Genomic DNA, 14,845 nt, shown 5'->3' on the forward strand with positions numbered 1-14,845 from the left:
CCACAAAGATAGTCGCGGTCTTGACTTTCTTATTTACCGGGCGTAAAAAATCTGTTTTTTTATATACCTTTGCAAAAGTAAGTAAAAGTGTAACAGGAAGAAAGTTGCAGCATATATGCGGTGAATTATGCGGTGTCATAGGAATTGAGGATTTATGTAAGATGCTGATAATGAGTAAGGAACCTTAAAGTTAATCGTTCCCTGTCTCTCCGCAGAACTCCAAAGACAAAAAGGACTCAAAGTATGACAAATCCCGTAAAATCAAGGTTTTACGGGATTTTTTATTTTTCTTCTCGGACATCTATCAGTAATTTGGGTTATATAATCAGTAATCTGGATACCTATGTAATAATAATACCCGCTACTTTTGTATCGCTATAACAATTGGATTTATATGTTTCAACTAAATAATATATCGTATGAAAAGATTGGTATTGTTTATGATGGCAGTTATGCTGTTGTCTATTATTGTTAACGCACAGAAAAAAGGTGGTAAGACACTGGTAGCTTATTTCTCGGCAACGGGAACAACGGCAAGGGCTGCCAAGTTGGTGGCAGAAGCTGTTGATGGGACCCTCTACGAAATACAGCCTGCGAAAAAGTACACGGCTGCTGATTTGGACTGGCACGACAAAGCTTCGCGCAGCAGTGTGGAGATGTCGGATTCCAAATCACGTCCTGCATTGTATTCTAAATTGGGAAGTCTCGCGGAGTATGATACCATTTATATAGGTTTTCCTATTTGGTGGAATTTGGCTCCAAGAATCATCAATACATTTATAGAAAGCGGTGATTTTGCAGGTAAAACGGTTATTCCATTCGCCACTTCGGGAAGCAGCAGTATTTCTAATGCAGAAAAGGAATTGCAGACGAATTACCCCGGCATAAACTGGGGAAAAGGCAGGCTGCTGAATGGAGCGAGCCGGGAAACTGTCAAGCAATGGATTAAGAAATGAATTTCCAACCGAAACTTAAAGAAGTAGAGATGAAGAACATGGTAAAAAACATATGTGCGGCGATGGTTATTAGCCTTTGTGCTGCAGGACATTTGTCTGCAACAGAAAATGATCCTAATAATGATAATAAATTTATGGAAGAGAATTTGAATCTGACTCAAGAGTGGGACAAGACATTCCCACAGAGTGATAAAGTAGACCATAAAAAGATAACTTTCCACAACCGTTACGGCATTACACTTGCCGCCGATTTGTATGTACCCAAGAATGTGACGGGTAAATTGCCTGCCATTGCCATCAGTGGCCCATTTGGTGCCGTGAAGGAACAAGCTTCGGGCTTGTATGCGCAGACATTGGCAGAACGTGGATTCCTGACGATTGCTTTCGATCCATCCTATACGGGAGAAAGTAGCGGCCAGCCCCGTTATGTGGCTTCGCCGGACATCAATACGGAAGATTTCAGTGCAGCGGTCGATTATCTTTCCACCCGTGACGATGTAGATGCAGAGCGCATCGGCATTCTCGGTATTTGTGGATGGGGAGGCATGGCGCTTAATGCAGCGGCTATCGATACTCGCATCAAGGCTACAGTTACGGCAACCATGTACGACATGAGCCGGGTCAATGCTAACGGTTATTTCGATTCTATGAATGCCGATGCACGGCATGAATTGCGGCGCCAGCTTAATGCTCAGCGTACGGAGGATTATAGAAACGGTACATTTGCTCTTGGAGGAGGTGTAGTAGACCCGTTGCCTGCCGATGCTCCACAATTTGTGAAGGACTACCATGCCTATTATAAAACACCGCGCGGCTATCATAAGCGGTCACTCAACTCTAACCACGGATGGAACAAGACTTCACCGCTTTCGTTCATCAATATGCCTATCCTTTCATATAGTGATGAAATCCGTAGTGCAGTGTTGATGCTGCACGGTGAGAAGGCCCATTCACGTTATTTCAGTGAAGATGCTTTTAAAAAGTTGCAGGGTGATAATAAGGAACTGCTGATTATTCCCGGTGCAAACCATGTAGACTTGTATGACAATATAGAGGTAATTCCATTCGGCAAAATAGAGAGATTCTTCAATGAAAATCTTCGATGACCGCCTTTAATGTGTTAGGAACCGGACGTACTTTTCTTTAGCCTGGTTCAGCAACTCCTCTTTCAGGCAGATGTCTTTCCGGAAAAGCGAATGCTCCGGGAAGATTTCTTTTTTCTTGGACGCCTTGTTCCAATTTCCTACTACATGCCCCTTATAGAGAAGTACCGGAAAGAACAATCCGTTGTTGGTGAAAGCTTTGGAATAGTCCTCTTTGGGTAGGACGTCCGTCCGGTCCTTGTATCCTATCAGGTATTCATCGTAGGAGGGAAGAAGGTGCAGGTTACCGGTCGCCTTTCCAGATGTCCGGCAGGAGTCATGGATGTACCATGTCTGGCTGTTCCATTGTTCGGACATCAGTTCCGGTTCTATCAGAGAAATGGCTTGCCTTGCTTCCGTTAAAGGCAAACCAGACCACCAGGAGAAGTCTTGCAGGGTAGCAGGGGCATGGCTGCGGAAATAGGCTGTAGCCAGGCGGGCCAGCGCTTCTTCTTTCGTCAGTTCGGGGGTAGGTGGAACTCTTTCGTCCAGAAGGGCATAGGTGTGTTGCCGTCCATGGCATTCTCCGCTGCACACAATTCCTTCGACTTCGGCACGCGACATAAAGCGGGTCATGTGGTAGTTGTCTGCAAGCAGTCCCGAACGTTCAAAATGTTCCGCAATCTCTTGTTTCGTCAGGCTTCGCTTCCCGCTGAGGATATTCCCAAGTATGGTGTAGCTTCTGTCATATTGCTGTTCCGTGATTTCCAGACCATGTCCTTTTGCATAAGAATCATTGGCAGATTTGATGCGTTGTGCAGAGAGTTTCAGCATCCAACGAATGTCTTCTGCTGCTACCAGGTGCCATGTGGGACGCATTACGTGGGTTCTCAGTATTTCCCCTTGATGCAGGGCTTTTTCCACGGCTTGAATTCCCGGTGACTTCAGCCGCATACCTACGGCCCATTTCACCATTGTATAGTCTTGTGCCTGCATGGCGCCCATCCAGGAGACCAGTTCTTTCGGGTGGCCGAAGAGTGGAGTGGACAGTTGCTGGTTCTGTAAGCGTATTTCAGGGATTCTCATGTCGGTATGGTATTCGTTTGTATCAATAGGAATCGCAAAGATAAGAAAAGCAGGTCATCGCAGGGTATATCGTGTCCGCAATTATATTCTTTTGTTTCTTTTAACAGCTACTAATATAGCTATCTTTTATTTTTGCAACACACAAATTTGGAAAATATTCATAATTAAACAACCATAAGAACTTTTTTATGACTATGAGAACAAATTGTATTTTATTGTTAGTTATTTTGTTGGGAGCCTTTCCCTTAAATCGTGTACATGCCGATGAATCTGGAAGCATAATTCTGTACACTCCTTACACAAAAATTTCCGTGACGCCCGGAGCGTCCATTGATTACAGCATTGATTTGATTAACAACACGGACGGGGTTACAAATGCAAATCTCTCGGTCAGCGGATTGCCGGGCAGTTGGAAGCATGAAATCAAGTCAGGCGGCTGGACCCTCAGCCAGCTTTCTGTACTGTCCAAGGAAAAGAAAACGTTCAATTTGAAAGTGGAAGTTCCTCTAAAAGTAAATAAAGGAAGTTATCATTTCACAGTATTTGCCGGAGAAACCAAACTGCCGCTGGAGGTGATCGTGGCCCAGAAAGGAACTTACCAGACCGAGTTCACTACCGACCAGCCCAATATGCAGGGCAATTCCAAGTCCACCTTTACCTTCAATGCCACTTTGAAAAACCAGACGGCCGACCAGCAGCTGTATGCGCTGATGGCCAATGCCCCCAGAGGCTGGAGTGTCGTATTCAAGCCTAACTATAAGCAGGCCACTTCTGCCCAGGTGGAAGCGAACAGCAGCCAGAATGTGAGTATAGAGATTGTCCCTCCCGCCAATGTGGAAGCCGGCAATTACAAGATTCCGGTACGTGCGGCTACTGGTACGACTTCTGCCGACTTGGAGCTGGAAGTTGTTGTCACGGGTTCCTACGAGATGGAATTGTCCACGCCCAGAGGATTGTTGAGTACCGAAATCACAGCAGGAGATGTGAAGCGTATCGAGTTGGTGGTCCGGAATACCGGTTCTTCATTGTTGAAAGATATCCAGCTTTCTGCCAATAAGCCCGTGGACTGGGAAGTGTCTTTTGAGCCTTCGAAGATTGATATGCTGAAGGCGGGGGAAACGGCCAATGTCGTAGCTACCATGAAAGCATCCAAAAAGGCATTGCCCGGAGATTATGTGGCTACCATGACGGCCAAAACTCCTGAAGTGAATACAGACGCCCAATTTCGCATTGCCGTGAAAACCCCGATGATATGGGGATGGGTGGGCGTTTTGATAATAATCGTTGCCATAGGTGCCGTATGCTATCTGTTCCGTAAATATGGAAGGAGGTGAGCATGGACGAGCGAGTGATTGCATTGACAGACTTGACCAAGCAGTATGGGCGCTTCACTGCCGTAGACCGCATTTGCCTGACTATCCGTAAAGGGGAGATTTTCGGATTATTGGGGCCAAACGGCGCCGGCAAGTCAACTACCATCCTGATGATGCTGGGACTGACGGAACCCACTTCCGGCTCTGTGGAGATTTGCGGTATCGACTCTACCAGGCATCCTATCGAGGTAAAGCGGAAAATAGGCTATCTGCCCGAAGATGTGGGGTTTTATGATGACATGACCGGTCCGGAAAACCTTATATATACTGCGCGTCTCAATGGCATTTCGGATGCCGAAGCGAAAGTCAAGGCGCTGGAGCTGATGGAGCATGTGGGGCTTGCCGGACAGATGAAAAAGAAGACCGGGAAATATTCGCGCGGTATGCGCCAGCGATTGGGGCTGGCAGACGTGCTTATCAAAAATCCGGAAATTATAATCCTGGATGAACCTACTTCGGGAATAGACCCTGCCGGTGTTCAGGAGTTCATCGAGCTCATTAGGCAGTTGAGCCGGAAGGAGGGACTGACCGTCTTGTTCTCTTCCCACCACCTGGACCAGGTGCAGAAAGTTTGCGACCGCGTGGGACTGTTCAACAGTGGGAAGCTGGTCACCTTGATTGATATGTCTGATTTGAAGGACAAGCATCAGGAATTGTCTGATATTTATAACCATTATATGGAGGAAGGAGGAGAAAGGCATGAATAAAGTCAATTATCCTTTTCGGGTAGTCGTCAACAAGGAAATATCCGACCATGTGAAAAGTTGGCGGTTCATTATCTTGATGGGAATCATTTTGCTTACGTGCATGGGCTCACTCTATACCTCGCTTACCAACATAGGTGCCGCCATCAAGCCCAATGACCCGGACGGTTCGTTCCTTTTCTTGAAGTTATTCACAGCCTCGGATGGCACATTGCCTTCTTTTGTGCAGTTTATCAACTTTCTGGGGCCGTTGTTGGGGATTGCGCTGGGATTCGATGCTATAAATTCGGAACAGAACAAGGGGACGTTGAGCCGTATGCTGTCACAGCCTGTTCATCGTGATTGCATTATCAATGCCAAGTTCGTGGCTGCATTGATTGTGATAGGTATCATGCTGTTTGTACTGGGATTCCTCGTAATGGGCTGCGGGTTGATAGCGATAGGCATTCCTCCCACAGCAGAAGAATTTTGGAGGATTGTATTCTTTCTCATAATCAGTGTGTTCTATGTGGCATTCTGGCTGAATCTGGCCATTCTGTTTTCGCTTTGCTTCCGTCAGGCGGCCACCTCGGCATTGGCTTCGGTGGCGGTATGGTTGTTTTTCAGCGTGTTCTATACGATGATTGTCAATCTGGTTGCCAAGGCATTGAGCCCTTCGCAGCTGGCATCTCCTTATCAGATAGTCAGTTACCAGAAATTTATTCTCGGTCTGATGCGTCTGGCACCTAGCGAACTGTTCAATGAGGCGACCACAACGCTGCTGATGCCTTCCGTCAGAAGTTTGGGGCCGCTTACTATGGAGCAGGTTCAGGGGGCCATTCCCAGTCCGCTGCCATTGGGACAGAGTCTTTTGGTGGTGTGGCCTCAGCTCACCGGACTGATTGCAGCTACTGTCATCTGTTTTGCTCTTTCGTATGTCATATTTATGAGACGGGAAGTCAGATCACGGTAATGATAAGTATGTTTTATTGAGTGTTGAAAGTCCGTTCCGGCATTGGTTGCTTGAACGGACTTTTAATATTATTTGCCCGAACATTTGGTAATTCCAAAAACTTCCCTTACTTTTGCGCCCCGAACAAGGAGAGGTGCTCGAGTGGTTGAAGAGGCACGCCTGGAAAGCGTGTATACCCCTAAAGGGTATCGGGGGTTCGAATCCCCCTCTCTCCGCAACAGTTCTGAATAAGATGGAAAACTAGCGGGTAAAGGTCTACAAATCTATGATTTGTAGACCTTTTTTGCTTGTACTCCGTTTGCTTTGAAAGACTTGGAAACTATGTCTTTGTAAATTAATTATAGATAATGAAAGCTGGATGACATCTCCTTTCATAATAAGGCGATGGGATAATGCATTGCCACTGCAAAGCAAGTGCATGCTTTTTGCAGTGCTACTGCATTCAGCTTTGCAGTGGCGCTGCAACACATATGCAGTGTCACTGCAGCATATATGCAGTAGCGCTGCAACACGTTTGCAGTCACACTGCAGCAGATGTGCAGCGACGCTGACCCGGTAGGTGTGTACGGGATTGTATCATGTTTCGTTAAGAAGATATTATAAAGTATCCTTTGAATGTCGTATTTTTGTCTATCTGTAATTTAGAGTAGTCAAAGAAAACTATGAAACACACTCGTATGAAACTAAAAACAGCGGTAAAGAACCTTCATGAAGGCTGGAAATTCCGGCAGGCGAGACTGACCAATTGGTATCCGGCTACAGTTCCGGGAGTAGTCCACACGGACTTACTGCAGAACAAGATTATTGAAGACCCGTTTTTCCGGTTGAACGAACGGGGATTGCAATGGATTGACAAGGAAGACTGGGTTTATGAAACTTGCTTTACTCTTGCTGCCGACATGATGCGGAAAGAGAATATGGAGCTTGTGTTCGAGGGGCTGGATACTTACGCTGACGTTTATTTGAATGATGAATGTATACTGAAAGCGGACAATATGTTTCGCCGCTGGTCTATCCCCGTTAGGCAGTACATCAGGGAGGAGAATAATATACTGAAGGTGTACTTCCATTCGCCGGTAAAGATAGACGTCCCCAAATGGGATGCACTTCCTTACCAGTATCCGGCATCCAATGACCAGTCTGAAAACGGAGGCTTGTTCAACAAGAAGATAAGCATTTTTGCCCGTAAGGCGGGTTATCATTATGGCTGGGACTGGGGCCCACGTCTGGTTACCTCCGGCATCTGGCGTCCGGTGTATATCAGGGCTTGGAGCGATTTGAGAATCAACGATGTGTTTATCGAGCAGAAGGAAGTCGGTGCAGGCAGGGCCGTGATTGCCGGACATGTGGAGCTGGATGCCGATAAGGATATGGACGGAGTGCTGGTCACGATAACAGACGAGGCTACCGGAAGAGTGCTTGGCGAGTGGCAAGCGGATTTGAAGCGAGGCACCAATCGGGTGACCGTTGATTTCGTCCTTCACAAGCCGAAGCTGTGGTGGAGTAATGGACTGGGGGAGCCTTTCCTTTACCGTTTCCGTACGGATATCATTGCAGGCGGGGAATTGTTGGACTCTAAAACCGAAAGGGTGGGCATACGCTCTTTGAAGGTGGTGCATCAGCCGGATAAGGACGGGCATACTTTCTATATAGAGCTGAACGGGCGTCCGGTTTTTGCCAAAGGAGCCAATTACATCCCTTCGGATAACTTCCTGCCGCGCGTCACTCCCGAGAATTATAAAAGGACGATTCTCGATGCCGCCGGTGTAAACATGAATATGTTGCGTGTCTGGGGCGGAGGTATCTATGAGAACGATGTCTTCTATGATTTGTGTGATGAGCATGGAATTATGATTTGGCAGGACTTTATGTTTGCCTGCAGCATGTATCCGGCAGAAGGCGCCCTGCTCGATAATATCCATCAGGAGGCGGTGGACAATGTGAAACGTTTGCGCAATCATGCCTGCATTGCTTTGTGGTGTGGAAACAATGAATGCCAGGATGCCTGGCTGGGCTGGGGCTGGAAGTGCGAGATAGAACGGCAGAACAAGGAATATGCCGACAAGATTTGGGCACAGTACCGGCAGCAGTATCATGTCACCTTACCCGGGGTGGTCAGGGAGTATGCACCCGGAACCTTCTATTGGCCTTCTTCTCCGTTCGCATTCGAGGGAGAGATGTCCGGTACTACTGACGGGGACCGTCACTATTGGAGTGTCTGGCATGGTAAAGCACCCATTTCCGATTATGACAGCGAGAAATCCCGCTTTTTCAGCGAGTACGGCTTTCAGTCTTTTCCAGAGTTCGACTCCGTCAAGCGCTATGCTCCTTACCCCGAAGACTGGGATATACGTTCCGAGGTGATGATGTCCCATCAGCGTGGTGGCGACCATGCCAACGGGCTGATTGAGACTTACCTGTTGAATGAATATAAAAAACCGCGTGATTTCCGGGCATTCCTTTATATGAACCATGTGCTGCAGGGAGATGCCATCAAGACGGCCATCGAGTCGCACCGCCGCCAGATGCCGTATAATATGGGGACGCTTTTCTGGCAGCACAACGACTGTTGGCCCGTAGCTTCCTGGGCGAGCCGTGACTATTACGGACGCTGGAAGGCGCAGCACTATTATACTCGCAAGGTCTATGATGACATCCTGATTTCTCCGGTAGTGGAGGGGGATGATTTGAAAGTATATGCAGTGTCCGACCGCTTGGAGAATACTTCCGGCCGGCTGCAGCTCCAGGTCTGCCGGTTCGACGGAACCGTGGTTTATCACTGGGACAAGTCTGTCGGCATTTCCGGCAATGACAGCCGTGTCTGTTTTTCCGCACCGCTTGCCAAGCTGCTGGAGGGGGTGGATAGAGGAACGGTATATGTCCGCGTAGACTATACGGACAAATCGGGCAGGGTGTACCATAACAACTACTGTCTGGATAAGCAGAAGAATATGAATTATCCGAAAGTGGATTTGCAGACCGAAGTCCGTTCCATTGAAGGCGGATATGAAGTGACGGTATCAACAGACAAGTTTGCCCGTGCCGTATGCTTGTCCGTTGCTGACAATGAAAGTGTATATAGCGACAATTATTTTGATGTCCAGCCGAAGAGCAGCGTGCAGGTACAGGTCAGGACGCGATTGTCTGCCGAAGCGTTCAACGCTTCGTTGAGGCTGACTTGCTTGAACAATGAATTCTGATAAGTTATGGAAAAACAAAGCGGAGCAACATATTGAAATGTCACTCCGCTTCTCATTGAGATGTTGAAAAATGTGTTTTCAGGAGATTTAGTTGTTTTCTTTTTTAATGTCTATGGTCATGAACCGTTCACCGTCATATAGACTTTTGACGCGGATGTTCAGTCCTTTTTTCTCTTTCAGCTGTTCCGCTATATTGTCCAGCTTGAAGGAGGCCAGTCCGGTGCCCAGTGTGAGCTGGCTGTCATTGTAGGCATTGTGGCGGAATTCGAGATTGACGTAATCCGGTTTGTCGTTCTCGCCGGTGGATGCTTCGTTGATGACCAGGTTCAGCATGTGCTTCTTATCTTCGTTGTTACTGTGGTAGAATTGATACTTGATGTTCAGATACTCACCCGTAATCCATAAATCCGTGGCGTTGATGTTGTCGTCTCCGATACTGTCCGCCTTTTCGGCAGGCATGGAGTAGATGTCTTTGGTCAGAATATTTTCGATGTGCTTTATTTGGGCATTGTATTCGTACCCTGGAAGTTTCTCTTCCAGTTCGCGGAAGTAGATGAAAGCCCTCTGGCCGTCTATTACGGCATAGTTGTGAACATAGGTTGTGTCACTGGGATATAGTTTACTGCCTTCGTCCAGTGAGAAATAGTAGTCTTTTCCTTCGATGACCTTTACCGTACCTACGGCGAACAAAGTGTCATATTTGTCATCCCAATCGTCCAGGCATGATTGCAATACAATGGCAGTCAGGAATAAAAGCATGGATGCTGCCAATGTCATTCTCAGTTTCTTCATAAGTGGTAGGTTTTAGCTCTTTTTCTGTTTAAAACTTATTTTTGCATTCAGAAAATGCGGTGAAAAGCTAAATACTGCGTAGTATACTGTTAAAGAAATAAAAGTGTGATTTTCTTCTCTGCCTGATGCAGTATTTTTGCGCCAGTTGCATTTTTAAGGTAAACACGTGTTAAAAGAGAGAATGGAAGAACAGGAATTGGCAGAACGCTGTAGGCAAGGGGACAACCTTGCCCGCAAAGAACTGTATGAGCGCTATGCGGGACGCATGCTCAGCGTATGCCTCCGTTATGCAGGTGACCGGGAGACTGCCCAAGACCTGATGCATGACGGTTTTCTGAAACTTTTTGATTCTTTCGATAAGTTCACTTGGCGGGGAGAGGGCTCTCTGCGGGCATGGATGGAACGCGTAATGGTGAATACGGTATTGCAGTATTTGCGGAAAAATGATGTGATGAATCAGTCATCGGCCTTGGAGAATGCACCCGAAGCTTATGAGGAACCGGAAGGTTCGTCAATAGATGTCATTCCTCAAAAGGTACTAATGCAGTTTATCAGTGAATTGCCTGCCGGCTATCGTACCGTATTCAACTTATATATTTTTGAAGAGAAATCCCATAAGGAGATTGCTCGACTATTGGGAATTAATGAAAAATCCTCTGCCTCGCAGTTGACGCGTGCTAAAGCGACTTTAGCGGCAAAAGTACGTGAGTGGATGAAAAGAAATGATTAAATGAAGGAACGTATGGAAGATGAATTGTGGTTGAAAAAGATAAAGGACAAGCTGGAAGACTATTCCGAACCGCTGCCGGTTGCCGGATGGGAGCGGTTGGAGAAGGAATTGTCCGTTTCCGGAGCTCCGATAACCGGACCGCATAGGATGATACCTTTCCGTCGCTGGGCGGTGGCCGCGGCAGCTGTGTTGCTGGTGGCGGTTTCGTCCGTCAGTCTGTGGCTGTTGCAGAGTCCGGTAGGGAATGAAATGCGGCATACGTCAGTGCCCGCTTTGGCTGTGGCTCCGGACGTCTTGCCGGAACAGACAGTACCTGCCATACGGACTAATTCCATAGAGCCTGCTTATCGGGCACATGGAAATGCATCGGCGCCCAATAAGGAGGCAAGTCACCCTTTGGTTGCACAACATATCAGAATATCGGTTGGCGAAGAACAGCAGGAGGAAATGCTGCCGGTTGAAACTGCAGATGAGGTTGTCGGTATTGGACAGCAGGCGGAAGAACCGGTAGTGGAAGATACGGACCATGAAACTACAATGCAGGCCGAGGAACCGGAGACAAGGGAAGACCGCTATCGTCCGTCAGGCCGGGACAAACTGCATCTTCCGGAAAAAAACAGTTCTGGTAGGGATGCTAAAGGATGGGCGGTTGGCTTGTCCGTAGGAAATACGGGAGGTTTTTCATTGGCGAATGAAGGGGAAGCGAATGTGATGTCGGACTACATGCCTGGAAGTCCTATTTATGGCGGTAACGTAGATTTATCCTCTACGGCCAATGGCATTGTTACTATTCCCGACGGGCAGGAACTGGTTTTTAAGGATGGTATGCCCTATCTGCAAAGACGCGAAAAGAAAATTGCGGATATAAACCATAAACAACCGCTCAGTTTCGGTGTTTCGGTGCGGAAAAACTTGGCGAAGGGTTTCTCTGTGGAAAGCGGGCTGACGTATACCTATCTTGCTTCTGACGTAAGGTATGAGGGCAGCTCGGAAAAGATAAGCCAGAAGCTGCATTATATTGGCATTCCGGTACGGGCCAACTGGAACTTTGTGGATGCAAAGAACTTTACGATGTACGTTTCGGCGGGGGGTGCCATTGAAAAATGTGTGTATGGCAAGATTGGTACTGAGAGTGAGACTGTGAAACCGGTACAGCTTTCTGTCATGGGTGCTGTCGGTGCCCAGTATAACATAAGCAATAGGGTGGGCCTGTATGTGGAACCGGGAGTATCTTATTTCTTTGATGACGGTTCGTCGATACAGACTATACGCAAGGAGAACCCGTGTAACTTTACGTTGCAGGCCGGTATACGTCTTACTTATTGATAGCAGGACAGACATGTTTTTGTCCACTTTCTTGTAGATTCAGAATTTTCTTAATAACTTTCGGCCGTGTTTCTTCGTTGGTGGATGAAGGGACACGGTTTTTTATTGATTGAGAAGAAAGAAAGTAGGTCGGGACATGCCCGGCAATATAACAAACACGTAGTAAAATAGACAAAATGAAGATTAAAAAGAAAGTAGCCTTAAGCGGGCTATTGCTTTGTTGTGCAATCACGGCAAAAGCACAAGTGTGTATTACTCCCCAGGTGGAGCAGCGTGCCAGGGAGTTGGTTTCTCAAATGACGCTGGAAGAAAAAATCGATTACATTTCCGGTCCCAAATCTTTTTATATCCGGGCTGTACCCCGGCTTGGCATACCCGAAATCAGGATGGCCGATGGTCCGCAAGGCATACGTAACAATACTCAAAGTACCTTGTATCCTTGTGGCATCTTGTCGGCTTCGACATGGAACCGTAAGTTGGCTAGAGAGCTGGGACATGGTTTGGCCCGGGATGCAAAGGCCCGTGGGGTAAGTATTCTGTTGGGGCCTGGAGTCAATATCTACCGCTCTCCTCTATGCGGGCGAAACTATGAGTATTTTGGTGAAGACCCTTATTTGACGGGCGAAACTGCTAAAGAATATATCTTGGGAGTGCAGGAAGAGGGAGTTATGGCTACGGTGAAGCATTTTGCGGCCAATAACCAGGAGTGGAGCAGACATCATGCCAGCTCAGATGTGGATGAGCGCACGCTGCAGGAAATTTATTTTCCCGCGTTCCGAAAAGCTGTGCAGGAAGCAGGAGTAGGGGCGGTTATGGATAGCTATAATCCGCTGAACGGGGTACATGCCACCGAAAATAGCTGGCTGAACATTGATGTACTGCGCAAACAGTGGGGATTTAAAGGTATCCTGATGTCTGACTGGACATCTGTATATTCCGGTGTGGGAGCCGCTAATGGAGGGTTGGATTTGGAAATGCCCGTCGGTAAATTTATGACCAGGGAAATTCTTATTCCGGCAATAGAGAATGGTATCGTGAAGGAAGAGACCATTGACGCCAAAGTCCGGCATATACTCCAGACATTGATTGCTTTTGGAGCACTTGATACTCCGAGAGAAGATAAATCTATCGATAAAGACAATGCACAGTCTAAGGAAATTGCACTTGACTTGGCGAGAGAAGGAGTAGTCTTATTGAAAAATGACAACGGTACGTTGCCTTACCGGAACGGTAGAACATTGGTAATCGGGCCTAATGCCGATATTATTCCCACAGGAGGAGGAAGCGGATTTGTCACCCCTTATTCGGTAGTGTCACTCTATGAAGGTATGGTTCAGTTGAAGGGCGGCAGACAGATAGAGCTGCTGTCTGACAGCATTCTTTATAAGGATATGTCCCAACAGATTTATACGGATGGCAGTTTTACGCAAAACGGTTTTAAGGGCGAATATTATAATACTCGTAATCTTACCGGAGAACTCTTTCAAGCTGCCATAGAGCCTGCCATAGACCATGCCTGGAAATACGGTGCACCGTTCGACGGCATGCCGGTAGATCAGTTTTCTGCCCGTTGGACGGGAGTTTACAAGGCTGACAAGGATGGAACTGTCAAGTTCCAGCTGGCTGGCGATGACGGATACCGTCTGTTTGTAAACGATAAGCTGATTACCGGAGATTGGGGGAACCATTCATTCAGTACCCGCAGTGCATTTATGCAGGTCAGTGCAGGGGAGATATACCGGTTGCGTATTGAATATTTTGATAATGTGGGTGAGGCGACTGTCAGTTTCCAGGCAGGAATGATGGATGAGGAGCGTTTGGCCTCTTCACTGAAGCATGCCAGGAATGTTATTGTATGTGCCGGGTTCAACAGCAGTACAGAAGGTGAAGGGTTCGACCGTCCGTTTGCATTGTCATACGGGCAGGAATATCTCATTAATAAAGTGGCTTCACTTCATGATAATGTGGCTGTGGTGGTGAATGCCGGAGGTGGAATAGATTTCCGCAATTTGGGGCAGAGTGTACAAGCTATTTTGATGGCATGGTATCCGGGGCAGGAGGGTGGAAAGGCCCTTGCCGAAATCATTACGGGCAAGCTTTCGCCAAGTGGCAAACTACCAGTCAGCATCGAGGAAAAATGGGAAGATAATCCGGTATATGGTAATTATTATGACAATCGCAATGTACCTCATAAACGGGTGCAGTATGCCGAAGGTGTTTTCGTAGGTTATAGGGGATATGACCGGAACGGAAAGCAGCCGCTCTATCCTTTCGGGTATGGACTGTCATACAGTAGTTTTGAATATAGTAATCTGACTGTTGAGAAGACGGGGGGAAGCCGGGTTACGGTAAGCTTTGACATCAAGAATACCGGAAAGATGGATGCTGCGGAAGCGGCTCAGGTATATGTGCGGGATGTGGAATGTTCTGTTCCGCGTCCATTGAAGGAGTTGAAAGGCTACGATAAGGTTTACTTGAAGAAGGGTGAAACCAAGCGCGTTCGGATATTGCTGGATGAGGAAGCCTTTGCCTACTATGATGTGGAATCACATCGGTTTGTAGTGGAAAAGGGGACTTTTGAGATTCTGGCAGGTCCTTCTTCAGCTGATTTACCATTGAAGGCAACTGTTGTTTTATGATAAAA

General features: G+C 47.2%; 12 protein-coding genes and 1 tRNA gene. 11 read left to right on the forward strand and 2 right to left on the reverse strand.

All coding sequences use genetic code 11. The features are described 5' to 3' along the window. From ACESTD_RS04295 to ACESTD_RS04305, 3 genes are all read left to right on the forward strand, one after another. On the forward strand, window positions 1-188 hold a 188-nt coding region (locus tag ACESTD_RS04295; protein WP_373169987.1), incomplete at its 5' end, for a hypothetical protein. 231 nt (window positions 189-419) lie between these two features. Beyond that, window positions 420-956: a flavodoxin gene (locus ACESTD_RS04300; protein WP_195289049.1), complete on the forward strand. Its 537-nt coding sequence runs from the start codon at window positions 420-422 to the stop codon at window positions 954-956. 29 nt (window positions 957-985) lie between these two features. Next, window positions 986-2,062 (forward strand): alpha/beta hydrolase, encoded by a 1,077-nt coding sequence (locus ACESTD_RS04305; RefSeq protein ID WP_195289048.1) that lies wholly within the window; start codon window positions 986-988, stop codon window positions 2,060-2,062. Window positions 2,063-2,068: 6 nt separating this feature from the next. Here the strand turns inward: ACESTD_RS04305 and ACESTD_RS04310 are convergent, their stop codons facing one another. Continuing rightward, a complete protein-coding gene (locus ACESTD_RS04310; RefSeq protein WP_057089084.1) occupies window positions 2,069-3,124 on the reverse strand; it encodes a winged helix DNA-binding domain-containing protein in 1,056 nt (351 codons plus the stop codon). A gap of 188 nt (window positions 3,125-3,312) precedes the next feature. On the opposite strand from ACESTD_RS04310, the gene ACESTD_RS04315 reads away from it, so the two are divergent. The 5 genes from ACESTD_RS04315 to ACESTD_RS04335 all read left to right on the forward strand — a co-directional run bounded on the left by ACESTD_RS04315 (window position 3,313) and on the right by ACESTD_RS04335 (window position 9,353). Next, complete coding sequence (locus ACESTD_RS04315) at window positions 3,313-4,458, forward strand: NEW3 domain-containing protein (RefSeq protein ID WP_016272729.1); 1,146 nt, start codon at window positions 3,313-3,315, stop codon at window positions 4,456-4,458. A gap of 2 nt (window positions 4,459-4,460) precedes the next feature. Beyond that, on the forward strand, window positions 4,461-5,204 hold the full coding sequence (locus tag ACESTD_RS04320) for an ABC transporter ATP-binding protein (protein WP_035457716.1): 744 nt from the start codon (window positions 4,461-4,463) through the stop codon (window positions 5,202-5,204). Next, a complete protein-coding gene (locus ACESTD_RS04325; RefSeq protein ID WP_005831677.1) occupies window positions 5,197-6,153 on the forward strand; it encodes an ABC transporter permease in 957 nt (318 codons plus the stop codon). The genes ACESTD_RS04320 and ACESTD_RS04325 overlap by 8 nt, the downstream gene beginning before the upstream one ends. Before the next feature lie 127 nt (window positions 6,154-6,280). After that, window positions 6,281-6,368, forward strand: a tRNA-Ser gene (locus ACESTD_RS04330). Between the two features lie 447 nt (window positions 6,369-6,815). After that, window positions 6,816-9,353, forward strand: a complete 2,538-nt coding sequence (locus ACESTD_RS04335; protein ID WP_373158695.1) for a glycoside hydrolase family 2 protein — start codon at window positions 6,816-6,818, stop codon at window positions 9,351-9,353. Window positions 9,354-9,440: 87 nt separating this feature from the next. On the opposite strand, the gene ACESTD_RS04340 is transcribed toward ACESTD_RS04335, so the two are convergent. After that, the gene (locus tag ACESTD_RS04340; RefSeq protein WP_098032825.1) at window positions 9,441-10,145 is read right to left on the reverse strand and encodes a NigD-like protein; all 705 of its coding nucleotides are present in this window, start codon (window positions 10,143-10,145) and stop codon (window positions 9,441-9,443) included. A 181-nt stretch (window positions 10,146-10,326) separates the two neighbouring features. Here ACESTD_RS04340 and ACESTD_RS04345 point away from each other — a divergent pair, with 181 nt between their 5' ends. From ACESTD_RS04345 to ACESTD_RS04355, 3 genes are all read left to right on the forward strand, one after another. After that, window positions 10,327-10,875 (forward strand): RNA polymerase sigma factor, encoded by a 549-nt coding sequence (locus ACESTD_RS04345; RefSeq protein ID WP_005831669.1) that lies wholly within the window; start codon window positions 10,327-10,329, stop codon window positions 10,873-10,875. Between the two features lie 12 nt (window positions 10,876-10,887). After that, on the forward strand, window positions 10,888-12,201 hold the full coding sequence (locus ACESTD_RS04350; protein ID WP_373169989.1) for an outer membrane beta-barrel protein: 1,314 nt from the start codon (window positions 10,888-10,890) through the stop codon (window positions 12,199-12,201). A 176-nt stretch (window positions 12,202-12,377) separates the two neighbouring features. Then, window positions 12,378-14,840, forward strand: coding sequence for a glycoside hydrolase family 3 C-terminal domain-containing protein (locus ACESTD_RS04355; RefSeq protein ID WP_373158696.1), 2,463 nt, complete (start codon window positions 12,378-12,380; stop codon window positions 14,838-14,840). Window positions 14,841-14,845: the final 5 nt, after the last annotated feature.

It is taken from the genome of Bacteroides sp. AR20, assembly GCF_964250605.1.
Lineage (GTDB): Bacteria > Bacteroidota > Bacteroidia > Bacteroidales > Bacteroidaceae > Bacteroides > Bacteroides uniformis.

Excerpts from the sequence above, each read along its gene's own strand:
- ACESTD_RS04320 (WP_035457716.1), top strand. The coding sequence starts at position 4,461 with ATGGACGAGCGAGTGATTGCATTGACAGACTTGACCAAGCAGTATGGG.
- ACESTD_RS04345 (WP_005831669.1), top strand. The coding sequence starts at position 10,327 with ATGGAAGAACAGGAATTGGCAGAACGCTGTAGGCAAGGGGACAACCTT.
- ACESTD_RS04305 (WP_195289048.1), top strand. The coding sequence starts at position 986 with ATGAAGAACATGGTAAAAAACATATGTGCGGCGATGGTTATTAGCCTT.
- ACESTD_RS04350 (WP_373169989.1), top strand. The coding sequence starts at position 10,888 with ATGGAAGATGAATTGTGGTTGAAAAAGATAAAGGACAAGCTGGAAGAC.
- ACESTD_RS04325 (WP_005831677.1), top strand. The coding sequence starts at position 5,197 with ATGAATAAAGTCAATTATCCTTTTCGGGTAGTCGTCAACAAGGAAATA.
- ACESTD_RS04300 (WP_195289049.1), top strand. The coding sequence starts at position 420 with ATGAAAAGATTGGTATTGTTTATGATGGCAGTTATGCTGTTGTCTATT.
- ACESTD_RS04355 (WP_373158696.1), top strand. The coding sequence starts at position 12,378 with ATGAAGATTAAAAAGAAAGTAGCCTTAAGCGGGCTATTGCTTTGTTGT.
- ACESTD_RS04335 (WP_373158695.1), top strand. The coding sequence starts at position 6,816 with ATGAAACACACTCGTATGAAACTAAAAACAGCGGTAAAGAACCTTCAT.
- ACESTD_RS04315 (WP_016272729.1), top strand. The coding sequence starts at position 3,313 with ATGACTATGAGAACAAATTGTATTTTATTGTTAGTTATTTTGTTGGGA.
- ACESTD_RS04310 (WP_057089084.1), bottom strand. The coding sequence starts at position 3,124 with ATGAGAATCCCTGAAATACGCTTACAGAACCAGCAACTGTCCACTCCA.
- ACESTD_RS04340 (WP_098032825.1), bottom strand. The coding sequence starts at position 10,145 with ATGAAGAAACTGAGAATGACATTGGCAGCATCCATGCTTTTATTCCTG.